Source organism: Bacteroides sp. ZJ-18 (assembly GCF_011038705.2).
Taxonomy (GTDB): Bacteria; Bacteroidota; Bacteroidia; order Bacteroidales; family Bacteroidaceae; genus Bacteroides; species Bacteroides hominis.
The window spans coordinates 4,157,229-4,180,532 of sequence record NZ_CP072198.1; the positions used below are offsets into that span (position 1 = coordinate 4,157,229).

At 45.7% G+C, this 23,304-nt stretch carries 16 protein-coding genes and 1 tRNA gene; 9 read left to right on the plus strand and 8 right to left on the minus strand.

The genetic code is table 11. From position 1 onward, the window contains the following. The first annotated feature begins 134 nt into the window (after positions 1-134). The 9 genes from rho to G7Y45_RS16965 all read left to right on the plus strand — a co-directional run bounded on the left by rho (position 135) and on the right by G7Y45_RS16965 (position 13,420). The gene (rho, locus tag G7Y45_RS16925; protein WP_032531699.1) at positions 135-2,204 is read left to right on the plus strand and encodes a transcription termination factor Rho; all 2,070 of its coding nucleotides are present in this window, start codon (positions 135-137) and stop codon (positions 2,202-2,204) included. Between the two features lie 212 nt (positions 2,205-2,416). Further along, a complete protein-coding gene (locus tag G7Y45_RS16930; RefSeq protein WP_222618891.1) occupies positions 2,417-4,180 on the plus strand; it encodes an ATP-binding protein in 1,764 nt (587 codons plus the stop codon). Beyond that, on the plus strand, positions 4,177-6,132 hold the full coding sequence (locus tag G7Y45_RS16935; protein ID WP_165015696.1) for a HAMP domain-containing sensor histidine kinase: 1,956 nt from the start codon (positions 4,177-4,179) through the stop codon (positions 6,130-6,132). Before G7Y45_RS16930 ends, G7Y45_RS16935 begins: the two co-directional genes overlap by 4 nt. Positions 6,133-6,206: 74 nt before the next feature. Beyond that, positions 6,207-7,529 (plus strand): MATE family efflux transporter, encoded by a 1,323-nt coding sequence (locus G7Y45_RS16940; RefSeq protein WP_032540090.1) that lies wholly within the window; start codon positions 6,207-6,209, stop codon positions 7,527-7,529. A 151-nt stretch (positions 7,530-7,680) separates the two neighbouring features. Further along, the gene (gene ffh / locus G7Y45_RS16945; protein ID WP_005780411.1) at positions 7,681-9,000 is read left to right on the plus strand and encodes a signal recognition particle protein; all 1,320 of its coding nucleotides are present in this window, start codon (positions 7,681-7,683) and stop codon (positions 8,998-9,000) included. A 557-nt stretch (positions 9,001-9,557) separates the two neighbouring features. Then, entirely contained in the window at positions 9,558-10,439 is an 882-nt protein-coding gene (gene folD, locus G7Y45_RS16950; protein WP_005807539.1) for a bifunctional methylenetetrahydrofolate dehydrogenase/methenyltetrahydrofolate cyclohydrolase FolD, read from the plus strand. A 64-nt stretch (positions 10,440-10,503) separates the two neighbouring features. Next, on the plus strand, positions 10,504-12,135 hold the full coding sequence (locus G7Y45_RS16955; protein WP_165015693.1) for a TlpA disulfide reductase family protein: 1,632 nt from the start codon (positions 10,504-10,506) through the stop codon (positions 12,133-12,135). 12 nt (positions 12,136-12,147) lie between these two features. Continuing rightward, on the plus strand, positions 12,148-13,266 hold the full coding sequence (locus G7Y45_RS16960) for a CapA family protein (RefSeq protein WP_005780417.1): 1,119 nt from the start codon (positions 12,148-12,150) through the stop codon (positions 13,264-13,266). Between the two features lie 78 nt (positions 13,267-13,344). Continuing rightward, positions 13,345-13,420 (plus strand) — tRNA-His (locus G7Y45_RS16965). Between the two features lie 152 nt (positions 13,421-13,572). Here G7Y45_RS16965 and G7Y45_RS16970 read toward each other — a convergent pair. From G7Y45_RS16970 to G7Y45_RS17005, 8 genes are read right to left on the minus strand one after another with little or no spacing between them, the layout of a single operon-like run. Continuing rightward, positions 13,573-14,601 (minus strand): DUF4857 domain-containing protein, encoded by a 1,029-nt coding sequence (locus tag G7Y45_RS16970; RefSeq protein WP_005821108.1) that lies wholly within the window; start codon positions 14,599-14,601, stop codon positions 13,573-13,575. A 32-nt stretch (positions 14,602-14,633) separates the two neighbouring features. Beyond that, complete coding sequence (locus G7Y45_RS16975; RefSeq protein ID WP_005807545.1) at positions 14,634-15,305, minus strand: hypothetical protein; 672 nt, start codon at positions 15,303-15,305, stop codon at positions 14,634-14,636. 22 nt (positions 15,306-15,327) lie between these two features. Next, positions 15,328-16,215 (minus strand): ABC transporter ATP-binding protein, encoded by an 888-nt coding sequence (locus G7Y45_RS16980; RefSeq protein WP_005807547.1) that lies wholly within the window; start codon positions 16,213-16,215, stop codon positions 15,328-15,330. Between the two features lie 27 nt (positions 16,216-16,242). After that, positions 16,243-16,818, minus strand: a complete 576-nt coding sequence (locus tag G7Y45_RS16985) for a PepSY-associated TM helix domain-containing protein (protein WP_165015690.1) — start codon at positions 16,816-16,818, stop codon at positions 16,243-16,245. Next, entirely contained in the window at positions 16,802-17,386 is a 585-nt protein-coding gene (locus tag G7Y45_RS16990) for a hypothetical protein (RefSeq protein WP_165015687.1), read from the minus strand. The genes G7Y45_RS16985 and G7Y45_RS16990 overlap by 17 nt, the downstream gene beginning before the upstream one ends. A 20-nt stretch (positions 17,387-17,406) precedes the next feature. Continuing rightward, on the minus strand, positions 17,407-18,957 hold the full coding sequence (locus tag G7Y45_RS16995) for a DUF6850 family outer membrane beta-barrel protein (protein WP_165015684.1): 1,551 nt from the start codon (positions 18,955-18,957) through the stop codon (positions 17,407-17,409). A gap of 38 nt (positions 18,958-18,995) precedes the next feature. Further along, positions 18,996-20,210, minus strand: a complete 1,215-nt coding sequence (locus tag G7Y45_RS17000; RefSeq protein ID WP_005780509.1) for a DUF4876 domain-containing protein — start codon at positions 20,208-20,210, stop codon at positions 18,996-18,998. 26 nt (positions 20,211-20,236) lie between these two features. Then, positions 20,237-22,975, minus strand: coding sequence for a carboxypeptidase-like regulatory domain-containing protein (locus tag G7Y45_RS17005; protein ID WP_165015681.1), 2,739 nt, complete (start codon positions 22,973-22,975; stop codon positions 20,237-20,239). Positions 22,976-23,304 lie beyond the last annotated feature (329 nt).

The following is a 23,304-nucleotide window of genomic DNA, read 5'->3' on the forward strand; positions in this document are numbered from 1 at the left end:
GATTCAACAAAACATCCCAAATTCATCATATAAAAACTGTTGCGTTTGTTAAGCTTCCGGCCATTGCGTCGTAGCTTCGGCCGTACGTATTTCAACAAATAAAATTAAAATATTAAATAACTCACATATACTGTATGTATAACATTATCCAATTGAACGACAAAAATTTGTCGGAACTACAAACTATTGCCCAGGAACTGGGTATCAAAAAAACAGACTCACTTAAGAAAGAAGAACTTGTCTACAAAATCCTTGATGAACAAGCTATAGCCGGAGCTACTAAAAAAGTAGCAGCTGACAAACTTAAAGAGGAACGTAAAGAAGACAAGAAAAAACGCTCTCGAGTGACAGTAAAGAAGGAAAACGCCGACAAGGTTTTCTCTTCTACCAAAAATGGTGAACTGACCAAGACAGATGCCAACGCACCTGCAACCAAAGCACAAGCTAAGACAACAGAACCGACTAAGGAAGCAACTAAAGAGATGAGTACTGAAACGAGCGCCACTCCGGCAGAATCGATAAAGGTGACCCCTTATGCCACTCCGAAAAAGAAACCGGGACGTCCCCGCAAAAACGCAGTGGAAGCAGAAACCAAACCTGCAGAGGTTACAGCAGACAAACCTGTAACAGCCCCAGCGGTACAGGAAGAAAAGCCGGCTGCTCAACCGGAAACGGAAAAACGCCCTATCAGCAAACCGATCCTCAAACCGAAACCAACCGTTGTAGACGAAGAAAGCTCAATCCTCTCGGATATGGATGCAGATGATGATTTTATCCCCATCGAAGATCTGCCTTCAGAAAAAGTAGAACTGCCTACCGAATTATTCGGCAAATTCGAATCAACAAAAACAGAACCGGTAACCACCACTCCCGAACCGGCTGCACAACCTCAACGTCCCCGTGTCATTCGCCCACGCGACAACAACAATTACAGCAATAACAATAATAACAACAATAATAACAATCAGCGCAACAACAACCAGCGTCCTCCTGTACAACAACGTCCCATGCCGCAACAAAATGCAACTGAGCCCGCTCCTGTTCAGGAACGCCGTGTGATTGAACGCGAAAAACCATACGAATTCGATGATATCCTCACCGGAACCGGTGTATTGGAAATCATGCAGGATGGCTACGGATTCCTCCGTTCATCAGATTACAACTACCTCTCTTCACCGGACGATATCTATGTATCTCAATCACAAATCAAACTATTCGGACTGAAAACCGGTGATGTAGTAGAAGGTGTAATCCGTCCGCCCAAAGAGGGTGAGAAATACTTCCCATTGGTGAAGGTTTCTAAAATCAACGGACGTGACGCTGCTTTCGTGCGTGACCGTGTGCCGTTCGACCACCTTACTCCGCTTTTCCCGGACGAAAAGTTCAAGCTTTGCAAAGGCGGCTATTCCGACTCCATGTCGGCACGTGTGGTAGACCTCTTCTCGCCCATTGGTAAAGGACAGCGTGCACTGATCGTAGCCCAGCCTAAGACGGGTAAGACCATCCTGATGAAAGAAATTGCCAATGCCATTGCTGCCAATCATCCGGAAGTATATATGATTATGCTGCTGATTGACGAGCGCCCGGAAGAAGTTACCGACATGGCCCGCAGCGTCAATGCCGAAGTGATTGCTTCTACATTCGACGAACCCGCCGAACGCCACGTAAAAATAGCCGGCATCGTTCTTGAGAAGGCCAAAAGACTGGTAGAGTGCGGACACGACGTAGTTATCTTCCTCGACTCGATTACACGTCTGGCACGTGCATACAACACTGTATCTCCGGCATCGGGTAAGGTACTTTCGGGTGGTGTGGATGCAAACGCACTTCACAAACCGAAACGTTTCTTCGGAGCAGCCCGTAACATCGAAAACGGAGGTTCGCTCACAATCATCGCTACCGCCCTGATCGACACCGGTTCTAAGATGGACGAAGTGATCTTCGAAGAGTTCAAGGGTACAGGTAACATGGAGTTGCAGCTCGACCGCAACCTGAGCAACAAGCGTATCTTCCCGGCTGTCAACATTGTGGCATCGAGCACACGCCGCGACGATCTGCTGCTCGACAAACAGACACTGGACCGCATGTGGATCCTGCGCAAGTACCTGTCGGATATGAACCCGATCGAAGCAATGGACTTTGTAAAAGACCGACTGGAAAAAACCAAAGACAACGACGAGTTCCTGATGAGCATGAACAGTTAAAAAAGTCCTTTTGTGAACAAAACATAAAAAAAAGAGTGAGATTCTGTTTGATTCTCACTCTTTTTATTTAGCTTTGCACTACATGCATCATAAACAAGCATAAAACAAACACCGGAAGTACAACAATTACTGTGGGAAAGTTTATTAATATAACGTTTATAGCAGTAGTAACCCTATACTCTGTCACTACACATGCTGCCAATAAAGCAACAATGCACGTGTCAGCACTCCAAAACCTGATTGACAACAGCCTCAATTATAGTAAAGAAGCTCCCAACGACAGTATCATCCAATGGGGTCATGAACTGGCTCCTATCCTGAAAAAACAGAAAGAGTACAAAACCCTCTTCCAGTTGAAACAGCTTATTGCGACTGCCTATGCCACACGCGGAGACATGAACATGGCCATCGACCATGCCCGCCAGATGTACAAGGAAGCCAAAGAACTGAATTACCCCATCGGCATTGCCCTTTCCAGCCGCGCCATCGGGGATGCTTACCTCAACGCCAACATGCAGGAACCTGCCATTGAATCCTATAAGGAAGCCCTGGAATTGCTGGACAAGATACCGGGCAGCGAAATCCTCGAACAGGAAATACTTCCGAAATTCATTCTGACCCTGATCCAGACATCACACATGGACGAAGCACGTACCTATCTGAAAAGATTCGAGAACCTGCATACCGCCACTCCAATTCCTACATTCCACTTTTTTTTATGTACGTGTAAAGCTTACTATGACATTGAAGCAGGCAATCCGGAGAAAGGAAAAGCCAGTTTGGACGAAGCAAGGAAAATCAGTGACCAATTGAAATTCCTCTATCTCCGCAGTATCTTTAACTACATATTGGGACAATACTACCAGGCTATCGGTGAGTATGGACTCGCCTTGCAACAATATGAACGCCTGATAAATACCTCTAAAGCACCCGCTCCCAACAAACACATCGGATTGCAGTTGGAGTGTGCGCAGCTACTGACTAAGATGGGAAGGACAGAAGAAGCCTGCCTGATCTACCAAAAGGCCAACGAACAAAAAGACTCGCTGAACGCTTTGAGTTATGCCCGGCAAATCAATGACCTGAGAGGCATGTACCAGATAGACCAGATGGAAATCCGGAACCAGATACAACGCAACCAGATCACCCTGTGGGTTATCATAGCTTCCATTTTCATATTAGTGCTTATTTTGTTGCTGATCGTCCGCATCCGGCAGGAAGCCAACCGCCTTCTCCATTCCAAAGAAGAGTTGGAGATTGCACGCAAGTATGCCGAAAACGCCATACATACCAAAAGCCTGTTCCTATCCAATATGAGCCACGAAATACGGACACCGCTGAATGCCCTTTCCGGATTTTCGTCCATCCTGACCGAAGAGTCTATCGACAATGATACACGACGTCAATGCAACGACATCATCCAGCAGAATTCCGAGCTGCTGTTAAAGCTGATCAATGACGTGATAGATCTGTCGAGTCTCGACCCGGGTAAGTTGACTTTCAACTTTAAGGAATGTGACGCAGTCAATACATGCCGCAACGTAATCGATACTGTAGAAAAGGTGAAACAAACCCAGGCCGGAGTCAGTTTCATCACTTCACTGGACAAACTGACTTTGCGTACCGACGAATCACGTCTGCAACAGGTATTGATCAATCTGCTGATCAATGCCACCAAATTCACCACCGAAGGCAACATCACCCTGACACTGGAGAAAGAGTCAGAGACCATGGCCCTGTTCACAGTAACGGATACCGGATGCGGCATCCCCCCGGAAAAACAGAATCAGATATTCAATCGTTTCGAAAAGCTGAATGAAGGGGCACAGGGAACAGGACTGGGACTCTCCATTTGCCAGCTTATCATCGAACAAATCGGAGGAAAGATATGGATTGACCCGGAGTACACCGGAGGTGCACGCTTCCGGTTTACACACCCCATCGGACCCACAAAAGAAGAGGAGGCAGAAGGATGAAACGATTCATGCTGATCCTTATTGCATGCTGTTGTCTGGCCTCAGGAGCGTACGCGGACGGACAAACAGAAGCCGACAGCCTGTATCGGGTGGCACAGACACTTCCGCATGATTCCACACGTCTGGAAATGCTCAAGAAACTGGCACAAATAGAACAGTTGACACCGAAATGTATCACATATTCAAACCTGCTGAGAGAAGAAGCAACTCTACAGAATAACGATAAATACAACACCATAGCCGCCTATCTGCACACAGTGTACTATTATAACCAAAGCAACCGGGACAGTGTAAAGAAATGGCTGGACATTATGGAGCCTTATGCCCGGAAGTCGAAAACCTGGGATCTGTATTTCGACGCTCTCCGCTTCCAGACAGACCTCTACACTTATGAAGAGCAGTATGAACTTGCCATCAACGAGGCAAACCAGATGTTCGAAAGGGCAAAGAAAGTGGACTGTGTCCGCGGACTGATCGGAGCCAAACAATGTCTGGGCAATGCCTATATCGGCACGGAGCGATGGGACGAGGGAATGAAAGCATTGGAAGAAGCCTATCAACTATCTTCGCGAACAGACAATGCCGTGGTACGGATCTCGATCCTTTGCCAACTGATTGCGGTAGCCAAGGATAAACAGAACAACAAACAGCTGTCCGAATACCTCGGAAAGTTAAAAGAGACTTTGCAACAGCACACTGCCACAAACCCGATGCTCAAAGAGGCATTTTATGATGTTTATCTGTTCGGTGAGGTGTACTACACCTATTATTATCTGAATACCGGCCAATCGGAACAGGCACACGAAAGCCTGGAAAAAGCCGGGAAATATCTTACTCCCAATACTTTCTTCATGTACCGGGTGCTCTATTACGATGCCTATGCAGCTTATTACCGAACTCGAAAAGAGTATGACAAAGCACTTGCGAAGATTGACTCTACCGTCATTTTATTACAGGAAGACCGGAACAGCAATTATATCCACCAGCAGCTGTCTAAAGCCGATCTTCTGGTAGAAGCCGGGCGGAGTGCGGAAGCTCTTCCGTTGTATATCGGGACACTCCACCTGAAAGACTCCATCGAAACGACTATTTTCGATAAACAGATGCAGCAGATAAAGGCCAAATACAATATCGACAAAGTAGCTTTGGAAGAAGAACAGTTGAAAAGCGATATCCAACTGACGGCTTTGGTCATTGTCAGCATTGTCCTGACAATCCTGATTGTCTTCATGCTTCGTATCTCGCACGTTCGTAAAGCATTGGAGCTATCGGAAAAAGAGACACGGAAGGCAACCCGCATGGCAGAAGAAGCCAACGAGATGAAGAACCGCTTTTTGTCGAACATGAGTTACCACATCCGTATCCCGCTGAACGGCGTAGTGGGCTTCTCGCAACTGATAGCTTCCGAATCCAACATGACCGACGAAGTCCGGAAAGAATACTCCTCCATCATCCAGAAAAATTCGGAAGAGTTGATGCGCCTGGTCAATGATGTACTCGATTTATCGCGGCTTGAAGCAGGCATGATGAAGTTCAATATTCAGGAATACGGACTAACCGAACTCTGTAACGAAGCTCTCTACATGGCGCATATGCGCAACGAAGAGAACATCTGTATCCGGCTCGGAAACGAAACAGCCCCCGGCCTGGACATCCGTATCGATACGACCCGTTTCAGCCAAGCGCTGCTGAGTACTTTAACTTATCCGCAGAAGTGTGAAGAAAAACGGGAGATCGACTTCAAAGTGACCCATGACACAGAAAAGAACATGATCCGTTTCCGCATCATTAACTCCCCGTTGGCCGACGAAAGATTTGCCTCACAGGAGGTATACATCCGCCACGAAATTAACCGGTTGTTGCTGGAGTATTTCGGAGGAAGCTATAAAGTACAGGCAAACGCAGGCGAAAAACCGACCATCCTCTTCACCTATCCGTTGGGAAAAAATTGACTTCTTTTCCCGGTGGCTCGTCAACTTCTGCAGAAAGTTGTATCTTTGCGGCCTGCAAACTAAAATCCTTATTTATGTATACCAACAAACAGATCTGGAGTGTCAGTTACCCGATTCTCCTGAGCTTGCTTGCGCAAAATGTCATAAATGTCACCGACACCGCCTTTCTGGGACGCGTCAGTGAGATAGCTCTTGGTGCCTCTGCCATGGGCGGGCTTTTCTATATTTGTATTTTCACCATTGCCTTCGGATTCAGCACCGGTTCACAGATCGTCATTGCCCGCCGCAACGGTGAAGCGCGTTATACCGACGTGGGGCCTGTCATGATCCAGGGAGTCTTGTTCCTGCTTGCCATGGCTCTTCTGCTTTTCGGCTTTACCAAAGCATTCGGTGGCAACATCATGCGCCTGCTGGTATCTTCCGAAAGCATTTATGACGCCACGATGGAATTTCTCGACTGGCGCATTTTCGGCTTTTTCTTCTCGTTTGTCAACGTCATGTTCCGGGCACTCTATATCGGAATCACCCGCACCAAGGTACTTACCATCAATGCGGTAGTAATGGCTCTGACCAATGTGGTACTGGACTATGCCCTGATATTCGGACACTTCGGATTGCCGGAGATGGGCATCAAAGGAGCCGCCATCGCCTCGGTAATAGCCGAAGCGGCTTCTCTGCTGTTCTTCCTGATTTATACGTATATCACCGTCGACCTGAAAAGATACGGTCTCAACCGTTTACGCTCGTTCGACCCGGCTTTGCTGATGCGCATCCTCAGCATATCGTGCTTCACCATGTTGCAGTATTTTCTGTCAATGGCCACCTGGTTCATTTTCTTCGTGGCTGTGGAAAGGTTGGGACAGCGTGAACTCGCCATTGCCAACATCGTACGAAGTATCTACATCGTCATGTTGATTCCGGTAAATGCACTGGCAACCACCACCAACAGCCTGGTGAGCAACGCCATCGGCGCGGGAGGCATCGAACACGTGATGCCCCTGATAAACAAAATCGGGCGTTTCTCTTTCCTGATCATGCTGGGACTGGTCATCGTAACCGCCCTTTTCCCACAGGCATTGCTTTCGGTATACACCAACGAGGCAGCGCTGATCAATGAATCCGTACCATCGGTATACGTTATCTGCGCGGCCATGCTGATTGCTTCGGTAGCCAATGTGGTATTCAACGGCATATCGGGCACAGGCAACACTCAGGCGGCACTGATGCTCGAAGCCATCACCATCGCAATCTACGGATCGTATATCATTTTCATCGGAATGTGGGTAAAAGCTCCCATCGAATGGTGCTTTACAATTGAGATACTGTACTATACACTGTTGCTCGCCACAAGCTATATTTACTTCAAAAAAGCAAAATGGCAGAACAAAAAGATATAAAGTACAAGAGATTTTTGTACATTTGCGGCTGATTTCACCACAGATTACACAGATTAGCACAGATACTCTCTATTTCAAATACAAAATCCGTGTTAATCCGTGTAATCCGTGGTAGATTTTACACATCATTAGTAATTCATAATTCAAAGATATGTTCGACAATTTAAGCGAAAGACTCGAAAGGTCGTTTAAGATTCTGAAAGGTGAAGGCAAAATCACCGAAATCAACGTAGCAGAAACCCTGAAAGACGTGCGCAAGGCACTGCTCGATGCCGACGTTAACTATAAAGTAGCCAAAGGCTTCACGGATACGGTGAAGGAAAAAGCATTGGGACAAAACGTGCTCACAGCCGTAAAACCAAGCCAATTGATGGTGAAGATCGTTCACGACGAGCTGACTCAACTGATGGGTGGAGAGACTGTCGAGATAGATACCAAAGGCCAACCGGCAGTCATCCTGATGTCCGGTCTGCAAGGTTCGGGTAAGACTACTTTCTCAGGCAAGCTGGCACGTATGCTGAAAACCAAGAAGAACAAGCGCCCGTTGCTCGTTGCCTGTGACGTTTACCGTCCTGCCGCTATCGAACAGCTTCGTGTATTAGCCGAACAAATCGATGTACCGATGTACTCGGAAATCGACAGCAAAGATCCCGTTGCCATAGCTCAAAACGCCATCAAGGAGGCACGTGCCAAAGGTTACGACCTGGTAATTGTCGATACGGCCGGACGTCTGGCAGTCGACGAGCAGATGATGAATGAAATCGCAGCCATCAAGGAAGCCATCCAACCGAACGAAATTTTGTTCGTGGTAGACTCCATGACCGGTCAGGATGCCGTAAACACCGCCAAGGAGTTTAATGAGCGTCTCGATTTCGACGGCGTAGTGCTGACGAAGCTCGACGGTGACACCCGTGGTGGTGCCGCCCTCTCTATCCGTTCGGTTGTGAACAAGCCTATCAAATTTGTAGGTACAGGCGAGAAACTCGATGCCATCGACCAATTCCACCCCGCCCGTATGGCCGACCGTATCTTAGGTATGGGTGATATTGTTTCGCTGGTGGAACGTGCGCAGGAACAATATGATGAAGAAGAAGCCAAACGCCTTCAGAAAAAGATTGCCAAGAACCAGTTCGACTTCAACGACTTCCTCAGCCAGATTGGCCAGATCAAAAAGATGGGTAACCTGAAAGAGCTTGCATCGATGATTCCGGGTGTAGGCAAGGCTATCAAAGACATCGACATTGACGACAATGCTTTCAAGAGCATTGAAGCCATCATCTACTCCATGACTCCGGAAGAGCGCAGCAATCCGGCTATCCTGAATGGCTCGCGCCGTACACGTATCGCCAAAGGTAGCGGTACGACTATCCAGGAAGTGAACCGCTTGCTGAAGCAATTCGACCAGACCCGCAAAATGATGAAGATGGTAACCAGCAGCAAAATGGGCAAGATGATGCCGAAGATGAAATAAAACTGCACTTTTCGTCCCGAAAGCTTGACTTTGGCTTTGGGATGATGTATCTTTGTCAATGTAATCATTCAATAGATTCAATCAGAATGCAATAAAAGGAGGAAACCGTGGTTCCTCCTTTTTTTATGCACCTGACCGAAAGGAGAACCTACAGCCCGCAGCTTAAGCCTCCGAAGACGGTTGCTATACTCCCGAATGCCGGTTGCATTTCCTCCAAATGCTTACTGCATTTCGGCAAAACCCCGGCTCTACTTGTATCGGACCGAGGCTCTATCCCGAAAAGTACCTCCCTGCTTTCGCCCACTCCCCTCTTCCTGTTAATAATCTATAAAGCTACTCTTGACAAAAAACAGGAGATGGTAAATGATATTACTTTTGTCTGATACCATAAAAACATTGAATCAATGAAACACATTCTCTTCACTCTGGCGCTTGCTTCCGTAGCCGGGATGGCCGACCGGACGGAACAATCATCGCACGTGACCTCAGGGGTGAAGCCATGATAAAGAAAGTGACTGAAGTACTCAATATTAAATAACCCAATAAACAGATAAGAAATGACTCTAATTGATGGAAAAGCCATCTCCGAACAAGTAAAACAGGAGATTGCAGCCGAAGTGGCAGAAATAGTAGCCCGGGGTGGCAAACGCCCGCATCTGGCAGCCATCCTCGTAGGACACGACGGAGGCAGCGAAACATATGTAGCCGCCAAAGTGAAAGCCTGCGAAGTGTGCGGATTCAAGTCGTCACTGATTCGTTACGAAAGTGACGTGACGGAAGACGAACTGCTCGCCAAAGTACGTGAACTGAATGATGACGAAGATATAGACGGATTCATCGTACAACTTCCGTTACCGAAACATATCTCGGAACAAAAGGTAATTGAAACCATTGACTACCGCAAAGATGTAGACGGATTCCATCCGATCAACGTAGGACGTATGTCTATCGGACTGCCTTGTTACGTATCAGCTACCCCGAACGGCATCCTCGAACTGCTGAAACGTTATCAGATAGAGACCTCGGGTAAGAAATGCGTCGTACTGGGACGCAGTAACATTGTCGGTAAGCCGATGGCAGCACTGATGATGCAGAAGGCCTATCCGGGAGACGCAACGGTAACCGTATGCCACAGCCGTTCGAAAGATCTGGTGAAAGAGTGCCGGGAAGCGGATATCATCATCGCCGCACTGGGACAACCCAACTTCGTGAAAGCGGAAATGGTGAAAGAGGGTGCTGTGGTTATCGACGTAGGTACCACTCGTGTGCCCGATGCCAGCAAGAAATCGGGCTTTAAACTGACAGGTGACGTGAAGTTCGATGAGGTGGCCCCGAAATGCTCCTACATCACCCCTGTTCCGGGAGGTGTAGGCCCGATGACCATCGTCTCTCTGATGAAGAATACTCTGCTGGCAGGTAAAAAGGCGATCTATCAATAACCCATTCCTCCGTTTCCCTCTTCATAGAGGGGGGGAACGGAAAATTTTTCAATACCTTAGCATCATGAATACGATATTTAAAACTACAAGCTTGTGCGTCCTTCTCTTCGCATGTCCCCCATGGGCTACCGCACAAAATTTCTCTATCGACTATCCTTCATATCAAAAAAGAAATACCGACGCACTTGAAATCAGCCGGATCGTCCGTAATGACACAGCTACCATTTTGTATATGGATGCTTACTCGCGCCCTAACTATTGGATACGGCTGGCTTCGGGGCTCTCTCTACACGGAGTGCAAAGCGGAAAGAATTACCCTGTCGTCCGATCGCAAGGTTTCGAGCTGGACAAGCAAGTATACATGCCGGCTTCGGGCAATGTGACGTTTATCCTGCAATTTGCCCCTATCGACCCGCAGGACCGGACGATAGACTTTGCAGAAAGCAACAATGAAGAGGACTTCCGGATCGAGGGGATTTGCCTTGACGCATCTGCCCCCCAAAAGAAAGTACACTGCCACCTGACCGGAAAAATGGCAGACCGCCCACAAACCAGCCGCCTGATACTCATAGAAAGCAACAAGAATACGAACGGTACCCCGTGGATTTCGATACCGGTACGCAACGGCATCTTTGAGTACGACTTCTATACCGACCACGAAAAGGCTTACGAACTTATCTGCTGGGACGACCTGCTGAACGGCTGTTGGTATCCGGTCACTTTCTTCGCAGAGAATGGAACGGTATCTTTCACCATATCTCCCATAGACGCACACCCACCCTATCGCATAGAGACCCTCAACCCACTGACCACGGCCCTCCGGCAATTTGAAGCGGAAGGGAAGGATAAGTTCAGTTTCGATGAACTCAACGCACGAAGAGATACGCTCGAGAAATACGGACGTTTTGAAAGCGAAGCCATGCAAGCACTCTGGAAAAAGTTCGATCAGGTGAAAGACAATCCCGAAGAAAAGAACAAGTTCTTCAGAGAAAGGGACCGCCTGGAAGAAAGTGGCGAAGCATTCACAGAAGAAGCAAAAGCACTGATGAAGGAAAGGGAACAACTCTTCCGGAAAAAGACTCTTTGGGAAACGGAACAAGCCTCGCAACACCCTTCGCTGTTAGGACTATTCATCTTGAAAATAAAGGTGGAGAACGCACGGAAAGGCGAAGACGTCACCCCCTATCTGGAAGCATTTCAAAAAGTGTACGCCTCCCGCTATCCCGAACATCCTTATACCCGGGAAATGCAAATGTTTGTCGACAATAACCAGCCCAAAGCGGGAAACCGTTTCATCGACTTCTCCGCTCCCGACCTGAACGGCAACATGGTTCAGTTGTCCGAACAGATCCGGGGCAAAGTGGCTCTAATCGACCTATGGGCCTCCTGGTGTGGTCCGTGCCGTACGGCCTCCAAGCAATTGATTCCCATCTACGAAAAATACAAAGACCGTGGATTCACCGTCATCGGCGTAGCGCGCGAGCAGAACAGCGATATCCGTATGAGAGAAGCCATACGGAAAGACGGTTACCCCTGGCTGAACCTTATCGAACTGAATGATGTTCAACAGATCTGGTCAAAATACCGGATACCGAATGCTGCCGGAGGAACTTTCCTGGTGAACGCCCAAGGAATCATTCTTGCCGTGAACCCTACAGCCGAGGAGGTGGAACACATTCTTCAGAAAGAACTTTAATACCTGTTGCTTATGAAACATCTGATTCTTCTTTCCCTGTTTTTCTGCTCTGTATCTTGCAGCAGCAATGCACAAGAACAGCCCGTCCCTGTCCCGGCGCCCGATACGATATCTGCGCAGAAGATTACACTCCTCTTTGCAGGCGACTTAATGCAGCATCAGGCACAGATAGATGCAGCCCGGACCACCAAGGGATACGACTACACGGACTACTTTAAACTGGTAAAAGAAGAAATCAGTAAAGCAGACATTGCCATCGGCAACCTGGAGGTAACTCTCGGAGGAAAACCTTACCGGGGTTATCCCGCTTTCAGTGCTCCCGACGAATATCTGTCCGCCATAAAAGACGCCGGCTTCGATGTATTGATAACCGCCAATAATCATTGTCTCGACCGGGGCAAAAAAGGGCTGGAACGAACTATCCTGATGCTGGATTCGCTACAAATTCCTTATGCCGGAACTTACACTGACAGTACGGCCCGCGCTTCACGCTATCCACTATTGTTGGAACAGAACGGCTTTCGGATTGCCCTGCTCAACTATACATACGGCACCAACGGCATTAAAGTTTCTCACCCAAACATAGTCAACTACATCGACAAGGCTGTCATGACACGGGACATTGAAGCTGCTAAGGCTCTGCATCCGGATGTATTGATTGCCTGCATGCACTGGGGGATCGAATATCAGTCACTGCCCAATAAGGAGCAGACCTCCCTGGCCGACTGGCTACTTAGTCAAGGAGTTACCCATGTGATCGGTTCCCACCCCCATGTAGTGCAACCCATGGAGCTGCGGACCGATACCCTCACCGGTCGGCAGAATGTAGTCCTCTACTCTTTAGGCAATTTTATTTCGAACATGTCTGCCCGTAAAACAGACGGCGGACTGCTCTTTAAACTCGAATTAATGAAAGACAGCACGGGCATATCTGTCAGTAATTGCGGATATGGTCTGGTATGGACGGCACGCCCCATACTCTCCAAAAAGAAAAATTACGTTTTATATCCCGCAAGTATTCCGACAGACTCTTTATCGGCAGAAGAACGTAACCGCCTGAAAATCTTTATTAATGACACGCGTGAACTCTTCCGCAAGCATAACCGCGGAATTAATGAATACATTTTTTGAAGAAAAAAGTTCGCGAAATGTTTGCAGATTTAAAAAGAATCGCTACCTTTGCATCGCATTTGAGAGAGATGCTAACATGGTGGATGTAGTTCAGTTGGTTAGAGCGTCAGATTGTGGTTCTGAATGTCGCCGGTTCGAGTCCGGTCTTCCACCCAACGAAGAAGAGGAAATTCAATAATGAATTTCCTCTTCTTCGTTATATATCAGGCTTTCCAGAAAATTATATTACTTTAGAGGCAGGGCTTTGACCCTGCCTCTAAAGTAATATATAGTCATTAAAATGAAATATATTTTATCATGCCGCATTTAAAAACGCGGCATGACAAACTTATCATCAGGAGATGTAAAGGACAATCCCGGAACAGAACGACGCATATCTTTATAGGCATGTTCTTTAATCAGTGAATAATCTGTAGCATCCAGGGCATAGTAATAATCATCTTTATCTGTCGATAACTTTACAGTCCAATCAAACATATTTCCAAAGATGGTCAACTCATCTTTTGCCGGATCGAAACCGGGGAGAGCTGATTTCACCAAACTTCCATCACTATTGATAACATAAAAATGATGCTTGCTATCAACCATATACCCCAAAGTCCGGCGACTACGGAACTCAGTAATAAACACATATTCCGGCAAGACTCCTTCAGGCAACTGAATAGCTTTCACATACGGACGTCCCTTGGTGCACTTCAGATGGAACAGTTTATGGTTGGCATCTAAAACCAGATATCCCTCATCATAGTCTTTACGGGTAGTCGGATTGCCCGAAGCATAGCTTGCGGGAAAAGCAAACCCTTTCTGAACCAGCATATCCGTAAACAATTTGCTCTTCGCCTCATCTATACGATTCGTCTCCATACGAATAAATTCCATACCTTTATCGGTAAAACGGAATGCATCTTCGGGCATTTTTAAATCCACCCGTTTGGACATGGACTCCATCAGGAAATAAAGTCCTGTCTGGGGAGCATTGATGGCTGACGGCACACTCTTGAAAGTAAAGTTTGTCAATTGAATATCTTTCGGACTAACCGCCTTGCCACAAATGGTATCAGGGAAACGTTCGTCCGCCGTAAGCTGGCGTACATAGAGAGAAGGCAATAAACTGTCCACCTGCTGCTGTGTATATGTATTGCCTTTTGTATCATAGCGGTGAAGTTGCTTATTCTCATCCAGTTGTGTAATAACAAAATCACCAAGTACGGAACTATACATAGTAAAAGGAGCTTTGACAGGCTTCAGTGTGAGAAAAGCATAGCACCAAGGCAACTGCCATACAAGCAGAACAGCCACAGTAACATAAAAAAATATTTTGCTGAATCGAATCATGTTTGTTTGATTTTTTAGTAATAAACATTCAGTTAGTCTTGCTTACCGGCCTTGAACCGTACCACAGAAATCCACGAAAGAGAAGCGATAAGCAGCGTATAAAGTGTCAGCCAGGGCAAGAAACTGTTATAAGCCTCCGCTCCCGGAGCCAGAAAGTAGACACGGAAAATCAATGCCGCAATAATCAGATTCAAAACCCTGCGTTTCCATGTGGGCTCCAGGCAAATCCATGAAACAAGCAGATAACCGGCAAATCCGGCAAGGAACCATGGAGCTGCAGATAATAAGATACGCTGCACCAACTCACTTGTAAAATGTTGTGGCAGATAAACTCCCATAATAATAAAACTCATAGCAAAACAGGTTACCAGTGCAAGTACACCATAGGCCAACATCGACATGACCATCTTCTTCTGTGAATAAGGCAAATGCAAAGTAAGTTTCAAACACTTACGTTGCATCTCGGGAAAAAACTGTACGGCAGCAAGCAAGATACCGATAAGTAAAGGGACAAATTGCAACAAATCAATAAATATAGCATCCTTCTGAACCATTACCACCCATAAATGATCGATTCCCTGTATGGCAATGGTGCGGCCAATACGAAGCATGGAATATCCTGTGATTCCTATCATAAAAAGAGTTGCCAGCAACAAATACCAACGCGTTTTTATCCACTCTTTATAAAATATGGCTTGTATCATATTTCTTCTATTTATTTACATATTAATACTTTCCGGTAAGACCGATAAAGGCATCTTCCAGACTTACATTTTCGTGCTGTAAACCAGTAAAGGGAACTTGACTTTCCTTCAATAGTTTCTCCACATCCATGGGAGGCAAAAAAGAATACGTCTCCAAGGTCTGACGGATGACAGCCGGATGATAGCAAGTTGCCGGCAACTGAGGCTGATAACCCTCGGGCACAGTACAAGTATATCTTCTCAGTTCTTTCATCAACGTTTCAATAGGTTGTTGAATAAGGATAGAACCATAATCCATAATAATACAATCATCAATCAACCGCTCCATATCCTGAATAATATGGGAAGTCAGGAAAACAGTCTTGTTCTCGGAACGGGCATAGTCACGCAAATAATCCACAAAAAGGCGGCGATAACCCGGATCAAGTCCTAAAGAGAAATCATCCAGAATCAACAACTCCGGATTTTGTGCCAGGATCAGTCCCAATGCCACTTGCGAACGCTGTCCGTTCGACATTCTTGAGATACGTTGCCCCGGAGCTACCTTCAGTTTATTCATCAAGTCATAATAAGCCTCCTTTTTCCATTGTCCCGGATAAAAAGAAGCATAAAACTTTTCTATCTGTGTGATATTCATAAACTGATATTGAACATGACCTTCCAGCAATAAGCCGATATTCCTGCGTAAAGCAGGGTCCATGGTCTGAATGTTCTCACCAAAGATGCGACATTCGCCCGAACGTGGCTGAAGATAACCGCTCAATATATTAATGGTTGTCGTTTTCCCTGTGCCATTTTTACCCAACAATCCCAAGATACGCCCTTGAGGTACTTCAAAACTCAAGTTCTCATAAATTTTACGTTGACCGTAATAATGAGTCAGGTTCTTACATTCTATAATTGCACTCATGCTTTATAAATCATTTTTCGTTTGTTATTAGAAACACGTCAGGAAAAGAATAGGAATCAGAATACCGGCCACCAACTCGACTCCCCCTCTACCCCACAATCCTTTAGGACCTTTTATCATCACCATACCGCTGACAGTGATAATAATCAGACAGACAGCAAAGGCATCGGCAAACCAAGTCCACCACTTGCCCGGATTGAAATGGAGTTGTACCATGGAAGAGATCAGCGGACGGCGCTTCACCCCCTCGTAGACAGCATCTTTTGTCCGGGTATTAATCACCAGACTTGAACCTCCTTTCAGAAAAACCTTAATCCGATCCGGTTTCGGATAATAATATTTAGTAAAATTTCCGGCTTCGTCCAGTGGTTCCAACAAAGCCAAAATCATCTTCTTATTGACTTTATTCTTGTCCGACAGGTCCTCTGTTATTTTATATTCCGTTCGTGTCACTGTATAATGGGGATTTATGCTATCCCTATGGTTCATCACGATACCCGAAATAGCATAAATCAAAATCATTCCTGCAAAGAAGAAAGACAGATCACGGTGGATAATCCGGCTCCATTTGCGGAATGCAGCACCTTTATTCTGCGATTTCATAAGAACTGGCTTCCATATAGTAGAATGACAGATAATCTTTTCCGGTAGCTGCTTTTCTTTCTGCTATCTTTGCGCGAAAGTCCGCAATACGGGCTTCAGGAGTGTTGGCTGTTTCGCCGCGTGCTTTTTTTTCCGAATCACATCCGGCAGCAGTTTCTCCATGAGATTTTTCGGTCCGGGCTTTCAGTTTAGCCTCCCAGTTTTGCAAGTAAGCTTCATCTACCCGCTGTTCCTTTAACGTTCCGGTCACTGTGACAATGGCATTGATACATTTGGTGTCAAACGAACCCAAAGGTCCGGCTTCCACACGAATCGTTTTGGTATCATCACTGCCCATCAGGAATATTTTTGTAGCTCCGTGCTTGCAGGTATGTGTGCAGATTCCTTCTATAGTCACCTCCCGGTTAGCCAGTGAATCGGCATGCGCCAGCAGGTTATCGATGCTCAATGCCTCCGGAGCCGCCTGCTCCGTTTTTTCGGACTGACTCTGTTTGTTACTGTTTCCACAAGAAGTAGTAGTTACTAAAGCTGCCATTAAGGTTGCAGCGACCATAAACTTAATTTTCATATGCTAACTGTTTTTATTTTTCAGAAAAAGATGCCCAGTGAACAAGCGGCATACCGGGCCGTTCCGCATTTTTTATAATATGCAGTCTGCCATTGAACAGACAAAGACAGGTTATACTGTTTCATGATAGGATAATCCCCTTGCAGACGAATCCCTACCATACTATAGCTATCAGATAAATAGTCAATATTCGCCAACAAAGTCTGGGCGGACGACTTCGTGGCCTCCAATCCCGGTAAAGAATATTCAGCCGATAAATTGGCATAATATCCACCGTTAGCTTCTGCGGTCAATCGCAGCTGCCTCTTCTGATACTGCAAACGGGCACGCAAAGAACCCTCCAGAGCAGACAGGTGAACAAACCGGGATACGGCGTTGTAATCCGTCTCCAACCGATGGTAGATTATGTTTGGAACAATTGCTCCTCCCCATACACCTTTATCGGTCAAAAGCTTCTCCCACAAACCACTTACGGCAATCCTACTATTCGTGACCTTCATTCCCGGAGATGTGCTGATTAATGCTCCATAGGAGCTTCCGCCCGCCTCTCCGTAAATATTCTCCGTTCCTTTACGGACTGTATAGCCTGCATCCAGTTTCACTGCAAGATGTTCTGCCTGCTGAAGTTCCCGCATCCAAGTCACGTTCCCTTTCAAATCAGTCGTATTCAATTCCAGCAAAGTGAGATTATTGGCATTGCTCAATTTCTTGTCCATCGACATACGGTCAATTGAGACTGTGGCCGATATCCCCTTCTCCGTATCAGCCGGCAGAATGCCTATGCTTCCTCCCCACCGGGTGCCTTGATGCTTCGTTCCGGTCTGGTTTCCGGCAAAACGTACATAATCCATGCCCAATCCCAACATATGGTATACCGAAGTGGAACCTTTATCTGCAAGGAATGAAATCTCACTTTTCTGTTGATAAAGCCGGAAATCTGCGGAAACTCCCAAACGATATGTCCCCAGACGATATCCTGCTCCCAAAGCAAAAGAGAGATCGGAAGCTGTATTACGCGGACGCGGATCTTTATCCCGATAATTATGAGACGCCCTGTAACCACCGGTGATTCCCCACGTCCAGGAACCCGACTCACTGGCGTAACCTCCATTGAAATAATAAGTTTCTCCTTTCAGGAAACCGCCAATGGAATCACCGGTCACGTAAGGAGCGATCAGTTTCCAGTCTATATTTTCATTCCATAACACATTCTCCTGCTTCTCACTTCTGTATCCTGCTGAACCAAATACACGATCACGTTCCGAAAGAATGACGAAAGAGTTGACATCTACCCCGATACGGGTATCCTTATCACCTTCCTGTTTCAAAGATGCTTTTCCTTTATCATGATAAGCTCCATTTACGTCCAGCCTTGTCCATGTATACGGAGTATAGTAATAATAAAGTGCCGGATTCCGCCATACCTCACCACGAAATCCGGTCGCGAATGAAGCGGTACGGATTACCTTATCGGACAGGGAGAATGTGTCGGCAGTCTGCCCGAAGGCTTCCTGCCGACTCTCCACAAATAAAGCAATCAGCAACGTAATGATAATTCGGATTCGCATCATGAATAATAAAGATTTATATATCAATAGGGTGGATTCAATTATTTGTTAAACAGGCTCGGAGTAGCCGCAGGTGTGAAATCAACGGTAGAGTTATTTGTATCCTGCAATACTTCCCGATCACCATCCTTATAGGCAGCTTTACGCATTACGCACTTTCCGATGTTTTCTGCAACGGTATTGTTCACACCGATATAAGTATGCCCCATATCCAACCCGGTAGAGGTAACATTCCACTGCCATTCATTGGAAGCACCTACATTTACAGCATCAATCACCCACTCATTGGGGAACTTATATTTGCTTTGCGGTTTACTGGCTGTTCCATTTTGCATGATATACGTATAGTTGTATGCATAGTCTGAAATATACTTTTCTTTAGTCATGCCTTTGGGTAATCTGCCGATAGCATAGGCGCGATTTCCCTGTTTATTCAACACCCAGATAGTTTTGGAATAACAATAATAAACATCCAGATTGGGAACAGCCGGATTATCCACATCTTGCTTCGATTCAATATACCACTCAAAATTGGCTTTACTTAAATCTATAGAATTCGGATTAGCCTCTTTATGATTGATCGCATTGTCACAAAGGATAAAGGACTCTCCCGGTTGTACCGGATAATCTGTTCCGCTGCCCGGCACCGCTACAACAGAGCCTACCGCAATAGCTTCATTCATAATATCCGGATCTACCGACTGATATTTCTGGGTAGTTTGGAATTGTGATTCCATAAATATCAATCCATCCGCATACAAAACTTTATCCGAGTTATTATAGATACGTACATACTGGTCGCCATTATATTGCTTGCCTGCTTCATTATAGGTTCCGGGAATAAATATCTCGGCAATCACAAAATCGGGGTCACCTGTATTGAGTACATGAACTTTCAGTTCCAACTTGTATGACCCTCCGGATACGGCCACATTCTGTTGCACTCCCTGTACATCGACTTCCACCGGAGTTCCATTCTGTGAGTAAGTTCCCTTACCGATGAAAGTTACATTATACAACCCGTCCGCCAATTCAATACTTTGAGCCGGATAGGCAATGTCTGTCTTGACAGATGTATTTACATTTTCAAAAGTATAGGTCCCACCGGTCAGTTGCAGACCCTCGATAGTTGTATCTACAGTAGTGGTAATACCTACAGTGGATATGCTCACTTTGTCATCATCACTACATGCGGTAAATCCCAGCATTGTCGCAAAAAGGATTGCGATTGTCAATTGATTCTTTTTCATCTTCATTTCTATTTTGTTTTATTATTCATTTACTAAAAAGTCAAGTTCATTTCCATACCGAAATAAGGCGATTCGGACGTTCTCCGTTGCAGTACGCCCCGTAACGTATAATCAGGATAAATACCCAAAAGCCGGTTTACATAAAAAGCCAGATTCAGATACTTACCGATCCGTTTACTCGCCTTCAGATTGATATCCATATAAAAAGGCACAGTAGTACGCTCAAAATAAGTGGCTGAATATTTCTCCACCAGATGCTGTAACTGAATATTGTTTTTATCTTCTTCGCGAAACGGATGCGTTTCACCGGATTGATCGATATAGCTTACCGGCACGCCGTTATTCCACAAGTTCCGTCTGTTGGTATACCAAGTGCATTGTGCCGACGTGGAGAAAGTAAGTCCCAAACGCTGTATATAGGTATCAAACATAAAGTTCGTATTGAATGCCTGGCTTTCTGTTCCGTTGTCCCCATTGTACAACCCCACATATTTCAACTGTTTGTTGTCCAACAATATAGAAGAGGCCTTATATTTGGGAGAGTCCGAATTATAAACTGTCTTTATCCAGGCTCCATACATAGTGACGCGGGTCTTGAGCGATTCGATTCGTTTGGAAGCGAACTGAAACTCCACTCCTTCTTTACGCACCTTCATTACATTGCCTTGTGTGGAATACACATCCAGATTATATTCATTTGCATAAGTCAACTGAGAAAGTTGGGGAGGAGCCGTCAAAGCTGAGCCGTCGATACTTGCAGGATCATATAGCTTATACGCCAATGATTTATAATAAGTGATATCATCAAAAGCATTGTTCATCCGTTCGCGGAAATAAGTCATCGACAGACGGTTTCCCTTATAGCTGACGTCGGCCCGCACTTCCCATTTCATGTTACGTGCCGGTTCCAACTGATAGTTTGTATTATCCCATTTATACGTCATCATATTGATACGGCGATAATCCGGGTTGGTATGGTAATAATTCAGCTGGATCAAGTCTACATACTTAAAATCCGGATATAGCTGTGCGGTGGTCGGCATACGGCTGATCCAGCCCAAACCTCCCGAAAAGGCAACATTCCATCCGTTTGATACCGGCAAACTCCATTGCAAGTCCAGACGGAGATCGGGATATATCTTACCCTGCATCTTATATTTAGTGTCCAGCCCCAATAAGGACTGCAAGCGGATACCGGCCGTAAAAGCCAATTTATGTCTATTTACAGGAAGATTCAACACCTCCTCGGCATAGAAGGCGAAAGGTTGCAGCCCCGGTATGTCCTTAAAACGGCGCGGACGTGTACTCAAACTTTCACTGATGGGCCGTGTCACATCGAATACCTGGCCTTCTCCCAAATTCTTCTGATAATTCCATTCCACCCCTATATTCATTGCATTTTGCAGCATCCCCAGTGGAAAAGCCAATTGCGTACGGGCAGAAGCCGTAACATATAAAGGTTTACCGTCAATTTCCATCTGCGCCACATAATTATAAGGCAGATAGATGCCATCAGATTCTCCGGTCTCTGTCTGAGTAGCAATAGCGGCCGGACGATTCAGAGACACAGATTTCGTTTCACGCATCTTCTCCCACTGCCAACTGACAGAAGTTGCCGCGCTAATCTCACGAATCCACGAATGGTTAGGGAATTTCAGGTTCCATTTTCCTGCCATCTTCAAACTACTGAAGTCTGATTTATAAGAGTCCTCCTTTACGGTTGCATCTTTATCCCGCTTCGCATCATCAAACGATCCGGTATAGTCGGTACTGATATTCCAATGAATATTACGTTCATTCCATAACCATTTTCCATCCAGACGGGTGGAGGCTGTGAGACGGGTATAGTTTTTCACGCTGTTGCGCGGATCTATTTTTGAATCCAGATAGCTCAAATCGGCATTCAAAACATAACGTCCGTTCCCGCCCAACCGGAATCCTTTGCCCACTGAAAACAGTTTGCTGGTCTTATCAGCCTTGAAGCGTGCAGATAACGGACTTTCGCTGGTTTTACGCTGGATAATCACAGCGCCGTTTGCCACGTTACCATAAGCTACAGAGGGAATACCACGAATGATCTCCACCTTTTCAATATTATCAGTCGGAATGGTACGCATATCCAGTCCCTTTGACATCGTACTCGTCGCATTTACAGCAGAAGTGCTACTCGGCATATACTGCAGATTGGCATCCGTATTCTGAAAAATACCATCAATGTAAAATCCAACTCCCAATGAAGAGATATCTTCCGTATTACCCGTTTCACGTATACGAATCAGATTGGCCTGTCCCATCTGAGGATCAGCCGATTTTCCTCCGGGTATCAGTTCCATCAAATCACTGAAACTACTGGGTTGAAGATGTTTCATGGCAGTACGGTCGACTATGGAAGCACTGGTAGCACGCTTTGATTCGGAAGCAGTCACTACCACTTCGTTCAACGCCATGTTTGAGGGCTTTAAATGAAAGATTTCTGAAGTATTTCCAAGCACTTTAATCTCTTTTTCGGTAGAATCATACCCTAAATAAGATACGACGATCCGATAGGTCCCGGGCTTGATATGAAGAAGTTCAAAATGTCCGTTTGCATCTGTTATTCCGCCATAAGCAAACTGTTTCTCCACAAACAACTGAATGGTGGCATAATCCAATGCTTTATGAGTTTGTTCATCCAATACAGTACCCCGGAATACAAACGTCTGCCCCCACGCACGAGACACATTACAGCAAATTATAAATAAAAAAAGTATATATGCAATTTTACGAATCATCTCACCTTCTATTAGCTCGCAAAAGTACAATATACCCACAGCGGGGACAATACCAAAATTTAGGTATAATATTGTATCTATATGCAAACACAATACCTACATTTAGTTGTTTTACCTAATCTTTATCAATGTAAAATCACCTTTGATGAAATCTTTCTATTATAAGATTACCATTCTGACATTAGCTATGACTCTTTTTTATTTACTGTCCTTATCTTCCTCCAAGCACCTTTATATATAGATAACATCCGGTCAAATACGGGACGTTCCTATTTCGGCTTACCTCACAGGAAGCTTGATCCAATATATACCCCTATGAAATAACAATA